Genomic DNA, 14,806 nt, shown 5'->3' with positions numbered 1-14,806 from the left:
GAAGATAATGGATGTTTTTTGACTTAATAAAAGGAATTATTCGTGTATTTAGGTTTTCCTGTTCAATCAATCTTATTGTTTTTACTTTTCAGTTTTACTCCTTTATTTGTTTTAGCGGCTGAAAAAACACCGCTAAATCTTTTTCTAAGACCTAATACGTATTTTGGATTTTCAGTGATTAGGGACACAGCCTATTACAATTTTAAAAGGAATGAAACCAGCCCTGAGATTAATTTTACTGACTTTGATCATTTTGACTGGAGTGGAACGGGAGTTGGAGGAGAAATTTACTTAGGCTATGAAAAATTTTTCCGGACACATTATTATCTTGGTTTAGAAGGCTTTTTTAACCGCAGTTCCAATGAAGGAAAAATCTACTTTTTTGATTCTAACGAACTTTATTCAAGAATATTAAAGGGTGCATTTAAACAAAAATGGCAGTCTGGTGTGGCTATTCACCCTGGTTATTATTTACCTTCTGTTGGAATTATCTATGGCCGGGTAGGCTGGATTATCAGTGATATCAATCTAAGTGGAAGTATTACTCAGAGTGGCTCTATTGGCTCATTTAGTGGAAGATTTTCAAATACCCAAAAAAGGAATGGAGTCCAATTAGGTACAGGCTTGGAGTTGGAGTTAACCAAAAATTGGCGTTGCCGTGTTGAGTGGGATTGGAATCGTTTGCAAGATTTTATCTTTAATACACAGGGTAAGGATTCTAACAATCATAGGTATCAAACGACCAGAATCGCTAAACATCCAATTTTGGAACAATTCAAATTGGGTTTGAATTGGCGTTTTTCCTGATGCAACCCTACGCCAATCTTAATAAATTTCTAAAAAACAAGCTAAACTTCAATTATGTTATAAATTAGATTTACTCAAACATGGCTCTCACCAATATTTCATCAGAGGGTGCAAAGGCAGCAGATGAAAATTAAAATGAGGAGTACCAGAGGACAATGCGTTTCTACAATAGATGAAGCGATATTGTCAGGCATTGCAAGGGATGGAGGGTTGTTTGTGCCTGACAGGTTTCCGGATTTAACAATAAAAAAATTTTATGAATACGGCAATTTAATCGACTTTTCTGTTAATTTACTTTCACCATTTTTTTCTGATAGTAAAATTGATATAAATAATACTTTTTTTCAAAAATTCCTCACCTTTTCCTTTCCGTTACATCATCTATTTAAGAAAAATTATGTATTGGAGTTATTCCATGGTCCAACCCTGTCATGTAAAGATTTAGGAACTCAATTTTTCAGTGAATGTTTATTGCATCTGATAGAAAACAAGAGTGCCAAAGTCCTGGTCGCAACATCTGGTGATACTGGCGCTGCGATTGCTCATGCTTTGCATGGGAAAAGAGATCTGGAAGGAATCATTTTATTTCCCAAAGATAAACTTACTTTCAGACAACAATCTCAAATTACTTGTTGGGGAGAGAATATTCGTGCATTGGCTGTTAATGGCAGTTTTGATCAATGTCAACAGCTGGTGAAGCTGGTATTTGCCAAAAGAGAACATAAAGGAATATTGACTACAGCCAATAGCATGAATATTGTCAGATTATTGCCACAAGTTATTTTCTATGCTTTTACCAGCATTCAATTGGCATTAAGACATAATTATTCTGTCAATTTTATAGTTCCAAGTGGAAACCTGGGTAATGTTACAGCTTGCTATTGGGCAAAAATGCTGGGTTTTCCGATTGATCAAATTTTAATAGCTAACAATATCAATAGTGCACTGAGTGAATTTTTGTTAACTGGAGTTTATCAATCCAAATCGGTTATTAAAACTTTGGCAACAGCGATGGATGTAGGTGAGCCAAGTAATTTGGAGCGTTTATTCATTTTATTTAATAGTTATTCTGAATGTAAAAAGCAGATGAATGCACAGTCTGTTAGTGATGAGCAAATTAAGCAAGCTATCATGCATTGTTACAATGAATATCATTATATAATTTGCCCTCATACCGCAACAGCTTATCATCGACTAAACTCAATGAATCAGGACAAACCTTGGGTTATTGTGGCACCAGCACACCCAGCCAAATTTGCGGAGGTATTAGAACCTCTCTTGAAAAAAGAAATTCCTGTCCCGAAACAACTTAAAATTCTTTTAGACAGAAAACAACATTATTCAATCATAGAGCCAAACTATCAATCTTTATATCATTTCTTAGTTGAATGAAGGCCAGTATAGAAGAAAAATGTTGTGATGGCATATTTGGTGATAGCATCGCAGCGTCTTCGATTGGGCCAAATTCATGAGCCTAATTAGCATAATGATAGAATATAGAGCAATCACTTTTTACTTCTCAAATTAAGACAATTTTTTAAATTCACACTATTCAGCTTAAGGTTAGATTAATATTTATTGTATATAATGTGAACAATTTAATGTAAATAGGATTAACTCATGGCTAAAATTTATAATGCCTCAAAACCTAGATATAGTGGTTGGGAATGGTTTAAATTTATTGCAATTCGAACTGTTTTTCCCCCTGTTTTATTATGGGATTTAATAAAAATCGGGGCAAATAAACTGCTTGGTGAATGGGTTAGTGGTTTAGTGCTACCGGCACAAAATGAAAATTTTGATGATTTAGCTGTTAGTGATGCTACTGTAAGTAATTATAATGAAGACGATTTGATTTGTGAGAAACATGATGTAATTACTCATGATGGAGCACATTTAGATACATTCGAAGTACGGTATAGGTCACAAGAAAGTATTGATCCTAAATACCAAAAGTATATTATCAATTTGGTAGGAAATGGTATGTGTTATGAACATATCATTGATGATATAAAAGAAGATGCGAAGGCTCTTAAATCCAATGTTGTTGGTTTTAATTTTCGAGGTGTTGGTCAAAGCACAGGCAAAGCCAAATCAAGTGAAGATTTAGTTGCAGATGGTATTGCCCAAGTACAAAGATTATTAGATCAAGGTGTTTCACCACAAAATATTACCCTGAAAGGTCATTCTCTTGGTGCAGGCGTGGCTTCCTTGGTAGCCCAACATTTTCATCAACTAGGACAGCCTATTAATCTATTTAATAGCCGTTCTTTCTCCACCATTACTAATTTCTTAGTAGGGCATATGCGTCTAGACCGTGATGAAATTGGTCGAGCAATAGGCCATAAAGACAGCATAGTAGGGACAATACTCGGATGGCTGGCTAAGCCCTTCATTAAATTCGGTGTTGCCTTAGCTAAATGGGAAATTGATGCAGGCAGTGCATTCAAGAGTATTCCAGAAGCATATAAAGACTACATAGTGGTTAGGTCTAGAAAAGAGATAAGGGACGAGCGTATCGATGATGCTGTGATTCCACATTATGCATCTATCCATAAAGAACTTACTTCTGAACGACGCAAGAAAAAAGCGGAGATTGATGAAGAAATTGCAAATCTGGATGATATCATTCGAAAAGCTGATCCTCTTGCGAAACCAGGGTTGGCTAATGCAAGAGAGGCTTTAGTTCAAGCCAGGGAAAAAATCAAAAGCGATAGAAAAATGGAGACTGATATACAATATGCTAATGGTCATAATTCAGACTGGAATGACTTGCATAATCGATCAGGAAAGAGCGCGCAGACTTTCTTTAGAGAGTTTGTTCAAAGAACAGAGGCAGATCATGCTGTAAAAAGTATACCAGAAATAAATTAAAATCCTTTTATGATCCTCGTTGAACAGACGGGGATCTTTTCATTTTTGAAGAATTTCAACTACGATTCTAGACCAATGATACCAAACTGTACTTATTCTACTCAAAATTTGTTCGCTGGATTGCAGGAAAAATCATATATAACAAATTTATTCTATACTTTTTAAGACACTATAAATCTCTGATTTTTCAGCATAATAAGGATGATTGTCATGAAGGAGGCATGTATAGCTCTAATTATTTGTCTTATCATTAATCTTGATGGATGGGCCGGGAAGCGCTTACCAGAGCTTGATGATCTTTATCATATACAAGATATCAGTGAGCCAGACTTGTCACCAGATGGAAAATGGGTCGCCTATACAGTATCCCAATTAAATGCTAAAGATAACATTGCCACGACTGAGGTATGGAAAGTATCAATGGATGGTAAGTTGAGTCAACGGATTACGTTTGCAGCAGACTCATCAAGTTCTCTACCAAAATGGAGTCCTAATGGTAAATGGTTAGCTTATCTGTCCGATGGTGGAAAAGAAGGGACGACACAAATTTGGATAGCATCTGCCCAAGATAATAAAGAACATCAATTGACTCATATTGATGGCGAAGTGAGCGATTTTACATGGTCTCCCGACTCTAAAAGGATTGCGTTTATAGCTCAGAAAAATGATCCGTCTAATGAGGAAGATCAGCCTATAGTTGTAGATAGATATCAATTTAAGGTTGATGGTAGTGGTTATCTCGGTAAGGGCAGAGATCATTTATATTTGGTTGAACTTAAGAGCAAGATTATCTCTCAACTGACTAATGGTAATCATGATGAATATTTACCGGCTTGGTCACCGGATGGAAAATATATAGCCTTTGTCACAAAGCGTGGGAAGGATCCTGATAGACATTTTAATTATGATATTTATTTGATCGAACCAAAGTCTGGGGCGAAAGAGTGGCAATTAACACATTTCCCCGGCAGTGATATGAATCCTGATTATGAATCAAATCTTTCATGGGGTCCTGATAGTTCAAAAATAGCTTATCTTCGCAGCAATGAACACCAATGGACATATTATTCGCCCAATCAATTGGTAATTGTTGATATCAATAATAAAAATGAACAAATCATTGCACCCATGGATAATTGGTATTACAAACCGAAATGGTCTGAAGATGGCAAATTTATTTATGCATTAATAGAAGAAAGCAGAAACACCTATTTGAATCGGATTGACGTTCATACCGGTCATATAAAAAAATTGACTAGTGGCTTGCGTTATGACATGGATTATTCGCTAGCAAAAGGAAAGATCGTGTTGTTAACAACAGATGATACACATCCTGCTGAATTATTTATTTTGAATTCCGAATTATTTCCTTTAACTCATCATAATAAAAAGCTATTGGATGAGGTTCAATTTCAACCCGCAGAAGATATAGAGTTTAGGAGTTTTGATGGAGTAAGGGTTGAAGGAGTATTCATGAAACCCGCCGGATATCAGCCAGGTACTTTATTCCCTGGTTTTGTCTATCTGCATGGAGGACCAGTCTATCAATTTAGCCATGAATTTAACTTTGATATGCAGTGGCTGGCAGCCAATGATTATGCCGTTATTGCTCCTAATCCAAGAGGCAGTTCAGGACGAGGATTTGATTATGCAAAAGCAATTTTTGCGGATTGGGGTAATTTGGATGTAAAAGACGTCTTGGCTTCTGTTGATTATGTAACAGGGAAGGGAATGGTGGATCCAAATCGCTTGGGTATAGGTGGGTGGAGTTATGGAGGAATGTTAACCAATTATGTCATAGCCACAGATCATCGTTTCAAGGCTGCTATATCCGGCGCTGGAGCGGCAAATATTTTATCTGGTTATGGTGTTGATCAGTACACTCCAGAATACGAGTTGGAATTAGGAAAACCCTGGACCAATCCTGAATTGTATTTAAAATTAAGTTACCCTTTTCTTAAAGCAAATAACATAAAAACACCTACATTATTTTTGTGTAGTGGCCTCGATTTTAATGTTCCCTGTGTTGGGTCAGAACAATTATACCAGGCTTTGAAATCACTTGATGTGCCAACACAGTTAGTTATTTACCCCAACGAATATCATACTTTGGAGAAGCCAAGCTTTATCATAGACAGATTAAAAAGATACACCAACTGGTTAAATACTTATGTTAAATAGCATTCCTGCTTGGTCGGTTCAAAACAAGATAGTAATAAGTCCAATAATTAAAAAAGCGCATGCCGCTACAGCATGAATTATTTTCATGGGAATTTTATGGGAAAATAAATTTCCAAAATAAACAGCTGGTAAATCAGCAAGCAACATTCCAAGAGTTGAACCAGTAATGACCAGGATTGGAGAGCCATAATGCGCTGTCAAAGCAATGGTTGCAATTTGCGTTTTATCTCCTGTTTCTGACAAGAAGAAAGTTATAAACGTTGCTCCAAAAACACCAAGATACTTAGATATGTTTCTCTCATCTTGTTCAATTTCATCTGGTATCAGAGTCCATATGGCCATCAGGATAAACGATATGCCAAGTATCCAACGCAGAACATCCGGTTTTAATAAAGTGGTAATCCAGACCCCGATAAGTCCGGCTAAAGAATGATTTATTAAAGTAGCAGCCAATATCCCCAGAATAATTGGCAATGGTTTTTTAAACTGTGCTGCCAGAAGAAAAGCGAGTAATTGTGTTTTATCGCCAATTTCTGCAAGAGTAATAACACCAATTGATACAATTAAAGCTTCCATTAGAAAATATATTAGGAATCAAAAGGAATCATTATACCCCGCCTTTTGTTATGAAATTATTAATTTAAATAAAAATTATTAGTAGGTATATACTTAAAATATTATGTATCGGGAACCAATTTGGGGAGAGCATGATGATTAATCCAATTGAATACCATCCCAAAGGGGATAAAGTCAATTCAGATTATTTTAATGAATATAAAACCAAGATTTATGAAAGACGCTTGTCATCCGGACTTGAGGATTTATATGGCGATATGTGTGGGGTCGTTGTTCAAGTGCAAACTGGGGATGCTATTCCATATATTAAAGAATTGTATTCAATGACGCCTTATCGATATTCTCGAAGTTATATTAGTGACACACATAAAATTTATTGTTTGCTCAATACCAAAAATTCACCCGCTTTTTTGGTTCTTGAACCTCTGGATCCTAATTTTAAAGACGATATTACAAGATTAAATAAAATGTATCCCAATTCAAGAGCTAAATTCAATGCTCGTTATGTGGGTGAGATTTATAAATGCAAGGATAAGGATGAGACGCGCAATATATTAATTTCCCATGATTTTAATTTTCATAATCCTGATATGACTGAAAACAAGTTCTATTGTAATAAACATATTCATTTTACCAGACTATCGGATTTTACTTATAACTGTGTAGGGTATACTGATAATAATATTTATGATTTTGACTGCCTGGAGTTGGGGCAACGCTTTTATTTAACCAAAGAACAAGAAGCAATGCTAGATGCAAAAGATCAGGAAAGCCACGATAATGGGATCAAGGATTTGATTAAAGGCATTGACCACATGGCTACTCGAATCCTGGCAGGTGAGCGTGAGGATGCCATTTTAGAGTTTTTATGCTTATCCAAATATTATTTTTGGGGTGCCTATAATATCTATGATATGAACTCCTCTACGAATGTAAATAGAAATCCACACGGACATGACATCAAGTCGCCTGCAAAAGTGTTTACCGCTAATAACACTCCGTTCATGGTGAATTCCTTTGAAAATCTGCCTATGCCTACTGAGACCTTTGTGCGTAATTACGGTAGAAGAATGCACCACATCGCTTATGAAGTAAAAGACGGCGATCACTCTTCTGGGAAAAAGAATATTGATTTTGTCGTTGAAACACTTCGAGATCAATTAAATATTGAATTTTTAGCTAAAGTATTTGGCGCTTGCGAGGACTCACCCGATTTAAAGCAAATTTTCTCCAAGCACTCTATGTATTCAATATTAATTACAGAATACGTTGAGAGATGCCACAATTTTGATGGATTTTTTACCAAAGAAAATGTAGCAGCATTAACTGAGGCTGCCAGCCTGGATGAGACTACCAAACAACAACATAAAAAAGCCTCTATTATTGGGGATTAGGGAAGGGATGCATTACTTTGAATGATAATTCCAAAATTTAGGCAAGGTATAACAGCAGAGCCCCACACCTATAATGCATAAAATACCGCCTGATATTAATGCAGCAGGGATACCTAAACCTGCTGCAACAAAGCCTGCTCGGGTATCACCTAATCTTGGGCCACTCAAATAACTAATCATTTCAATTCCGGACAGGCGACCTCTCAATTCTTGCGGGATGGTGTGATTCCATAAGCTGCTTCTAAAAATACCGCTAATGGCATCAAATGCTCCTGCAAGAGCAAGAAAGAAGAGAGATAACCACAAAGAAGTGGTTAGTCCAAATCCGATAATTGCTGCTCCCCACAAGGCGGCAGCAATGGCGATGGCTTTTCCATCATGAGTAATTTTTGCAGTCCATCCACTAACAAAAGAAATAATCAGCGATCCTATAGCTGGCGCAGCATATAGTAGTCCTAATGTTTTAGCCCCTCCAAATTGTTGCGCGATAGCAGGCAACAATGCGTTTGGCATAGCAAAAACCATCGCAAAAAAATCGACAAAATAGCTACCCATCAGTTCTTGCCGGCTAAAAGCAAAGCCTATACCTTCTTTCAAAGAAACTACAATGGAGGGATGCTCTTTGACTATAGGTTTGGGTATGGTGTGCATCAGGCTCAGATTGAGTAATGAAATGATAAAGGTTAATAAATCAATGATATAAGTTATTACAATACCATATTGCGCAATAATCAGTCCGGCAGCAGCTGGTCCAATAATCATACAAAAACTGAATTTGAAACTGCCAAGCGCTCCTACTTTCTTGTAATCCTCAGGTTTCACGATTTGTTGTATAACGCTGTCAAAAGCCGGTCTATGCAAACCGGTAATTGCAGACATTAGTGAAGCTATTATAAAGATTAAGCTCACACTAGGATTGGGCAATTTGGAGTTGAATGCCAGAAAAAGACAACCGACAGCAAGTAATAATTCACTAATGATCAGTAATCCGCGTCGGTTATATCGATCAGCAAACACTCCACCAAGCAATGCGGTAATCAGAAGAGGCAGTAGTTGTGCCAGGCTGAGTAATCCCACCATCATTGTCGATTCGGTCAAATGATAAATTTGATAGGGAAGGGCAACACTGGTAATCATTGTGCCTATGAATGAAATGAATTGACCCAAATAAAGTAAGGTAAAGTCGCGGTTTTTTTTAAGAATGGATAAATCCAGTAAGTGACTCATATCAGTAATTTGTAAGTTATAATAGGGTGGAATTATGAAAATTCTACGATAGGAATTTTAAGCTCTTTTGATGAAACAGTACAGAAGTTAATAAAATCAAAGAATAAGAGCATCTAACAGAACTTATGAAAAACCCAATCTTTTTGTTAAAAAAATTTTTAATTCAATCAGTTAGTTTATCTAAACTTTCTCATTAAAAATGTTTTTGGTCTTGAGGTTTTTCATAAATCCTGTTTAATCTAGGTGTGTTTGGTTAACCAATACAGAGCGATATCTATTCTCTTTGCTATCCATACATTTTGAAATTGCAAAATATAGATTAGAAATTCATTAAGAGCATGGCAGCGGTCAGGTTTGCCACTTAATCGCGGATGTAAACCAATAGTCATGATAGACAATCTATTTTCTTGATAAAGATAATCAAAAGTGTTTTTCAGGCGGAGATAGAAATCCTGTGCTGTGACAAAACCCGGAGAAATTGTGAAACGAAAATCATTGCAGTCTAATGAATAGGGTATAACAAGATGCTTGTTAATGAAATAGGGGAGTTCATCAGCGTAACTATCTGAATCGTATACGAATCCGCCTATTTGAATCAGCAGATCGCGGGTAAATGGGCTTCTTCTTCCCGTGTACCAGCCCAAGGGCCTTTGTCCAGTGAGTTCCTGCAAGGCATCAATGCAGCGAGAGATGTGTTTTTTTTCCGTTGCTTTGCTTTCTTTCGAATAATCTATCCATCGCCATCCATGCCCAGCTATTTCATGATTATGACTTGCCAGATAGCTGGAGAATTCAGGATTTAATATTAAGGCATAACCCGTTACGAAAAAAGTTAGTGGGATGGAATGCTTATCAAAAAGACGGATTAAACGCCAAATTCCAACGCGACCGCCGTATTCATAAAAAGATTCGATACTATAATTCCTTTCTGCGTTTTCTTTAGGTGGAAATGGAAAATCACTCCCATAAACTTCAGCTTTTTTATCACCGTTCAGAGGAGTTAGTTCTGCTCCTTCTTCATAATTAATAACAAAATTAATCGCGATTTTAGCCTTATTTGGCCAGGTTAAATTGATTTGCTCTGGCCCATATCCAGTGAGATCTCGGGTCATGGGTTATCCTAATTCAAAAGTAGTGATTCCATAAATGTTTTCTTTTTTTAGTGGAGGCTCTCCTCTTAAATACATTCGTCCTGTAGCGAACACTTTTTCCATTTGATATTGACGGACCAGTTCAATGGCTAAAGGATTATTCTCTGGAATATCTAGGAATACCACTTGTCCCTTAGAATATTGGACTAAATTAGTGAAAAGCTGACGCGCAATTTCCGGATTATCCGCAAATAATGGTCCAATCTTAAATCCTTTTTGACAGGTCCTGATAAGACCATAACCCTTAATTTGGCCATCAATCAAATAAGCTAGAGCCAAGCTTTGTGGCTGATTTATCCAACATTTTAAAAATTGAGGGCGAGGTGCTGGAAAATGTAAGCGGTCATAGGATGATAACTGCGAAAAGTCAATTTGATTCAATGGAACAATATGAGGATCAGATGATACTGGTTTTATTGTCTTGTTAAGACAATATCTGGCGTTATTATGTGCCAACTGATAACCAATGCAAGCATATTTGTCCAGCATGTTTATGACACCATCAATGCCTGCATTCCTGTTACCAAGATAGGCTAACCTGGCTTTAGTTAATTCCAAGCCATAACCTTGATTCCTATATGGTCTATCAACAATATAGAAACCGCAAAAAGCAAAAAACTCATCATAGATAACAGCAGAACCAATGGCTATCGTTTTTCCATTCAGTTTACCTGCAAAAAAGCCATGGGGATCAGTTTGATAAAAACATATCGCATCATGAGTTCCTGGATTCCAACCTTCCTGGGTAGCCCAGCTTATCGCAAGATTCACTTCATCCTGATTCATGGTTTCTATAAGATAATCTTTTATCATGATGATCCCTATATCCTTTAACAATAATTATAGTTAGAAGTAACTGCATTTTTCTCACTTAATCAGGCATCGTGATTTCAGTTCTCTTATCTTATTGGTGGCTTCTACTCCATGAATGGGTAATTTATCTGAATTGAGTAAACCGATTTGTACAAGAACGGATGCCTGATCCCAATAAATATGTTCACTTATGATTTTTCTATTATGAAATCTGACAATTGCAATTTGAGGAATTTCTACCCGTTTTCCAGTAGGTTCAACTCCACTTAATATCCAATCCATCCTGATATTATGAGTAAATTTAATAATGAGTTCATCTACAATTTGATTTGTACCTACTGTTCTCGAAATCAATTCAACTTCAGTATCATCCGGTTTTTGGGGTATGAAAAATTGACTGTAAAATTTTCTTACTTCTTGTTTTCCAAATCCTCCTTCCATGGTAGGTATGTTATTGACATAAGGATTGTCTTCCATGGTTCGCATAGTATCTTCAACATTTTTAGTATCAAATTCATAATGCGTATGATTTTCCCATACGTGAACCATGTATTTTTGTTCTTCAGTCAGAGAATCGTCTATTATTTTGTTCATATTGTTTTAGTCCTTTAAAAAGGTATCCGTATCTCTTTAATTTAGACTAAAAAGACTATTTTTTCTGATTGGATGATCGTCGCCTTTATGATTTAGTCCTAATTATCTGGTAGTCTATAATGAGAAGATTAATGTAGGAAAAGCTAGGCAAAATCATGATCCCGCGTTTGACCTCTTCCACTGCAACATCCAGAAAAATCAGGTTATTTTTGCAGCAACTAAAAAAAATACCTGAGTTTCATGCTGAGATTGATGAAGCTTTAAGTAGCCGAATTGTTTTATCGACAGATAATAGTATTTATCAAGTTCTTCCTGAAGTCATCATTTTTCCTAAAACTGAAAATGATATATCTCATATTTTTAATTTAGCCAGTAATGAACAATTTCGTGATTTAACTTTCACACCCAGGGGCGGTGGCACCGGGACTAATGGTCAATCATTAAATGCTGGAATAATCATCGATTGTTCTCGCTACATGAATCATATTGTGGAGATAAATCTGGATGAAGATTGGGTTTTGGTTGAACCTGGAGTAGTTCTTGAGCAATTAAATGAGTTTCTGAAGCCTTATAACAAGTTCTTTGCTCCTACATTATCTCCAAGTAATCGCGCCACAATTGGAGGTATGGTCAATACAGATGCTAGTGGCAAAGGCTCAAGACTTTATGGAAAAACCAGTCAGCATGTACTTGCAGTAACGGCAGTCTATCTGGGAGGGGAAGTCCATACCAGTGAAGAAATAGATGTCAATCAGTTGGATGATATGAAAAAGTTGCCAGGACAGGTGGGACAATTTTATAAGCAGCTGGATAAAACAGCCCAGGAACATCGAGGGGCGATTGAAAGGGAGTTACCTAAATTACATCGGTTTGTCACTGGTTACAATTTGGCAAAAATTTATTCGGATGATGGAAAGCGATTCAACGCCAATTACATTCTGGCTGGTTCTGAAGGTACTCTAGCCTATGTCACTAAAATCAAATTAAAATTGACAAATATTCCCAAATACAAATGTCTGTTTGTTGTCTTGTATCCTTCATTTAGCGATGCCCTTGAACATGCAAAGCATTTAGTTGCATTTGAGCCAGAAGCCATTGAAACAATGGATGGAACTATTTTGAACTTGGCCAAGACAGATATTATTTATCATTCTCTGAAATCTTTTCTGTGCTCTGGAAGCAACACCCCAGTCGAGGCAATAAATTTAATTGAGTTTGTGGCACACGATGAAAAAGACCTATCACAACATGCGCAATTATTGAAGAACACTTTAAAAGGTTCTGATTTTCACCTGGTCACTAATAATGAGGATATTACCAATCTTTGGGATCTAAGAAAACGCAGTGTAGGACTTTTAGGTAAAGTAAAGGGTGCCAGGAAACCCATATCAGGAGTTGAAGATACAGTAGTTCCTCCCGAGTATTTGGCTGACTACGTCAGGGAGTTTCGTGAATTACTCGATTCTCATGGGATTAGCTATGGGATGTTTGGTCATATTGACGTAGGCTGTTTACACGTTCGCCCTGCATTTAATCTGATGGATGCAAAAGATAGGGAAATCTATTACGAAATAATAGAAAAAGTAGCGCAACTTGCCCATAAATACGGTGGTGTATTGTGGGGAGAACATGGTAAAGGATTTCGAAGTGAATTCGTGCCTATGTTTTTTGGAGAGGAACTCTACAATGAACTCAGGAAAATTAAATCCAGCTGTGATCCGTTCAATCAATTAAACCCTGGGAAAATTGCTATTCCCTCAAGTAGCCATGATGCACTTGCCAGCATCCGTTCGGAAAAGACCAGAGCGGCTGTGGATAATCAAATTAATTACCTGTACAGAGATTCTTATCAATTACCATTAAGCTGTAATGGAAATGGAGCTTGTTTTGATTATAAATTCCAGGATGTAATGTGTCCTTCTTACAAAATAACCAGGGATAGAATTCATTCTCCCAAAGGAAGAGCCAGTTTGGTTAGGGAATGGCTAAGGCAATTAAGTGTCTTGGACGGTGAGCGTGAATTATCATGGCCATTGAAAAAGCAAATAAATGCTTACAAAAAGGAGCACGGTCAATATGATTTTTCTCATGAAGTTTATACAGCATTAGAAGGATGCCTGGGATGTCAAGCATGCCGTTCTCAATGCCCGGTTAATATCAATGTTCCTTCGTTTAAAGCAAAATTTTTGCAAACCTATCACACTCGCTATTCTCGCCCCCTGAAAGATTATCTAATTGCTTACAGTGAACGCGTTGGTTATTTTCAAAGCCTGTTTCCAAAATTAACTAATTTCTGTCTCTCAAATCAATTAGTGAAGTATTTATTGCATAAATACGCCGGGTTGGTTGATCTCCCCTTGTTTAGTAGTCCAAATCTTAAATCACTCTTAAAAGCAAATGATATTCCATGGCTGGATTTAAAGAATTTGCCTGCTCCAGAGAAAACTGTAATTTATATACAGGATTGGTTGACCAGTTTTTATGAGGCTGAACTTGTGATGAAAACATGTCAGTTAATAAAAAAACTTGGATTTCATGTTTATGTCTTACCCTGGTTTGAAAATGGTAAAACTCTGCATGTCAATGGAATGCTTGGGTCATTTGCAAAAATTGCCAGAAAAAATGCTTTAATGATTCAAAAGTTATCAGATCATGGATTGACTATGGTAGGACTTGATCCTGCCATGGTATTAACCTATCAGTATGAATATTGTGAATTTTTGTCCGAAAACTACAATAGTAAAATCCTGTTAATTCAAGAATGGCTCTCTGAAATACTTGCTTCTGAAAAAATCAAGGAGTTACCAATAAAAACCAATGAAACTCCTAATCAGTATCTGTTGTTAAGTCATTGCACAGAGCAGGCAAATTGCAGTGAGGCATTAATGCAGTGGCAGAAAGTCTTTCATTTTTTTGGATTCACCCTAATTGCTGAGAAAACAGGATGTTGTGGTATGGCTGGAGCTTATGGGCATGAGGCAATCCATCAATCCAATTCCCACGGTTTGTTTGCTTTATCGTGGAAGAATTATTTTGAAGAGAGTAAGGGTTTAGCTAATACTTTAGTGGATGGCTATTCATGTCGAGCACAAGTCAAACGATTAACCGGTTTAAATGCTTCTCACCCTGTTGCAGTATTGCTGAAATTATTTGAATAGATATAAGCTTGAATGGATTGTCGCAAACAAA

General features: G+C 36.7%; 11 protein-coding genes. 6 read left to right on the top strand and 5 right to left on the bottom strand.

The window, feature by feature from the left end; all coding sequences use genetic code 11:
• Positions 1-42 precede the first annotated feature (42 nt).
• The 4 genes from EL201_RS08435 to EL201_RS08420 all read left to right on the top strand — a co-directional run bounded on the left by EL201_RS08435 (position 43) and on the right by EL201_RS08420 (position 5,862).
• Complete coding sequence (locus tag EL201_RS08435) at positions 43-807, top strand: outer membrane protein (RefSeq protein ID WP_027221830.1); 765 nt, start codon at positions 43-45, stop codon at positions 805-807.
• A gap of 123 nt (positions 808-930) precedes the next feature.
• Positions 931-2,199 (top strand): threonine synthase, encoded by a 1,269-nt coding sequence (thrC, locus tag EL201_RS08430; RefSeq protein ID WP_027221829.1) that lies wholly within the window; start codon positions 931-933, stop codon positions 2,197-2,199.
• Positions 2,200-2,427: 228 nt separating this feature from the next.
• Positions 2,428-3,681 carry a Dot/Icm T4SS effector SidB gene (gene sidB / locus EL201_RS08425; protein ID WP_027221828.1) on the top strand — a complete coding sequence of 418 codons (1,254 nt, stop codon included), beginning with the start codon at positions 2,428-2,430 and terminating at the stop codon, positions 3,679-3,681.
• Positions 3,682-3,891: 210 nt separating this feature from the next.
• Positions 3,892-5,862, top strand: a complete 1,971-nt coding sequence (locus tag EL201_RS08420) for a S9 family peptidase (RefSeq protein WP_027221827.1) — start codon at positions 3,892-3,894, stop codon at positions 5,860-5,862.
• Positions 5,863-5,880: 18 nt separating this feature from the next.
• On the opposite strand, the gene EL201_RS08415 is transcribed toward EL201_RS08420, so the two are convergent.
• Positions 5,881-6,438, bottom strand: coding sequence for a TMEM165/GDT1 family protein (locus EL201_RS08415; protein WP_027221826.1), 558 nt, complete (start codon positions 6,436-6,438; stop codon positions 5,881-5,883).
• Positions 6,439-6,572: 134 nt separating this feature from the next.
• Between EL201_RS08415 and EL201_RS08410 the strand changes: the two genes are divergently transcribed.
• Positions 6,573-7,832, top strand: coding sequence for a lpg1639 family Dot/Icm T4SS effector (locus EL201_RS08410; RefSeq protein WP_027221825.1), 1,260 nt, complete (start codon positions 6,573-6,575; stop codon positions 7,830-7,832).
• Positions 7,833-7,844: 12 nt separating this feature from the next.
• On the opposite strand, the gene EL201_RS08405 is transcribed toward EL201_RS08410, so the two are convergent.
• From EL201_RS08405 to EL201_RS08390, 4 genes are all read right to left on the bottom strand, one after another.
• Positions 7,845-9,059, bottom strand: coding sequence for an MFS transporter (locus tag EL201_RS08405; RefSeq protein WP_027221824.1), 1,215 nt, complete (start codon positions 9,057-9,059; stop codon positions 7,845-7,847).
• A gap of 239 nt (positions 9,060-9,298) precedes the next feature.
• Complete coding sequence (locus EL201_RS08400) at positions 9,299-10,171, bottom strand: polysaccharide deacetylase family protein (RefSeq protein ID WP_027221823.1); 873 nt, start codon at positions 10,169-10,171, stop codon at positions 9,299-9,301.
• 3 nt (positions 10,172-10,174) lie between these two features.
• On the bottom strand, positions 10,175-11,023 hold the full coding sequence (locus tag EL201_RS08395; protein ID WP_027221822.1) for a GNAT family N-acetyltransferase: 849 nt from the start codon (positions 11,021-11,023) through the stop codon (positions 10,175-10,177).
• 54 nt (positions 11,024-11,077) lie between these two features.
• Positions 11,078-11,617: an ester cyclase gene (locus tag EL201_RS08390; RefSeq protein WP_050598274.1), complete on the bottom strand. Its 540-nt coding sequence runs from the start codon at positions 11,615-11,617 to the stop codon at positions 11,078-11,080.
• A 155-nt stretch (positions 11,618-11,772) separates the two neighbouring features.
• On the opposite strand from EL201_RS08390, the gene EL201_RS08385 reads away from it, so the two are divergent.
• Positions 11,773-14,775, top strand: coding sequence for an FAD-binding and (Fe-S)-binding domain-containing protein (locus EL201_RS08385; protein ID WP_027221821.1), 3,003 nt, complete (start codon positions 11,773-11,775; stop codon positions 14,773-14,775).
• The last annotated feature ends 31 nt before the right edge of the window (positions 14,776-14,806 follow it).

Source organism: Legionella pneumophila subsp. pascullei (assembly GCF_900637585.1).
Classification (GTDB): domain Bacteria; phylum Pseudomonadota; class Gammaproteobacteria; order Legionellales; family Legionellaceae; genus Legionella; species Legionella pascullei.
Note: the sequence above shows the minus strand (reverse complement) of the source record. Positions and strands in the feature narration are given on the sequence as shown.

Bases quoted from the DNA above. Each gene is read 5' to 3' on its own strand.
- thrC (WP_027221829.1), top strand. From the start codon at position 931: ATGAAAATTAAAATGAGGAGTACCAGAGGACAATGCGTTTCTACAATA.
- sidB (WP_027221828.1), top strand. From the start codon at position 2,428: ATGGCTAAAATTTATAATGCCTCAAAACCTAGATATAGTGGTTGGGAA.
- EL201_RS08420 (WP_027221827.1), top strand. From the start codon at position 3,892: ATGAAGGAGGCATGTATAGCTCTAATTATTTGTCTTATCATTAATCTT.
- EL201_RS08415 (WP_027221826.1), bottom strand. From the start codon at position 6,438: ATGGAAGCTTTAATTGTATCAATTGGTGTTATTACTCTTGCAGAAATT.
- EL201_RS08410 (WP_027221825.1), top strand. From the start codon at position 6,573: ATGATTAATCCAATTGAATACCATCCCAAAGGGGATAAAGTCAATTCA.
- EL201_RS08405 (WP_027221824.1), bottom strand. From the start codon at position 9,059: ATGAGTCACTTACTGGATTTATCCATTCTTAAAAAAAACCGCGACTTT.
- EL201_RS08400 (WP_027221823.1), bottom strand. From the start codon at position 10,171: ATGACCCGAGATCTCACTGGATATGGGCCAGAGCAAATCAATTTAACC.
- EL201_RS08395 (WP_027221822.1), bottom strand. From the start codon at position 11,023: ATGATAAAAGATTATCTTATAGAAACCATGAATCAGGATGAAGTGAAT.
- EL201_RS08390 (WP_050598274.1), bottom strand. From the start codon at position 11,617: ATGAACAAAATAATAGACGATTCTCTGACTGAAGAACAAAAATACATG.
- EL201_RS08385 (WP_027221821.1), top strand. From the start codon at position 11,773: ATGATCCCGCGTTTGACCTCTTCCACTGCAACATCCAGAAAAATCAGG.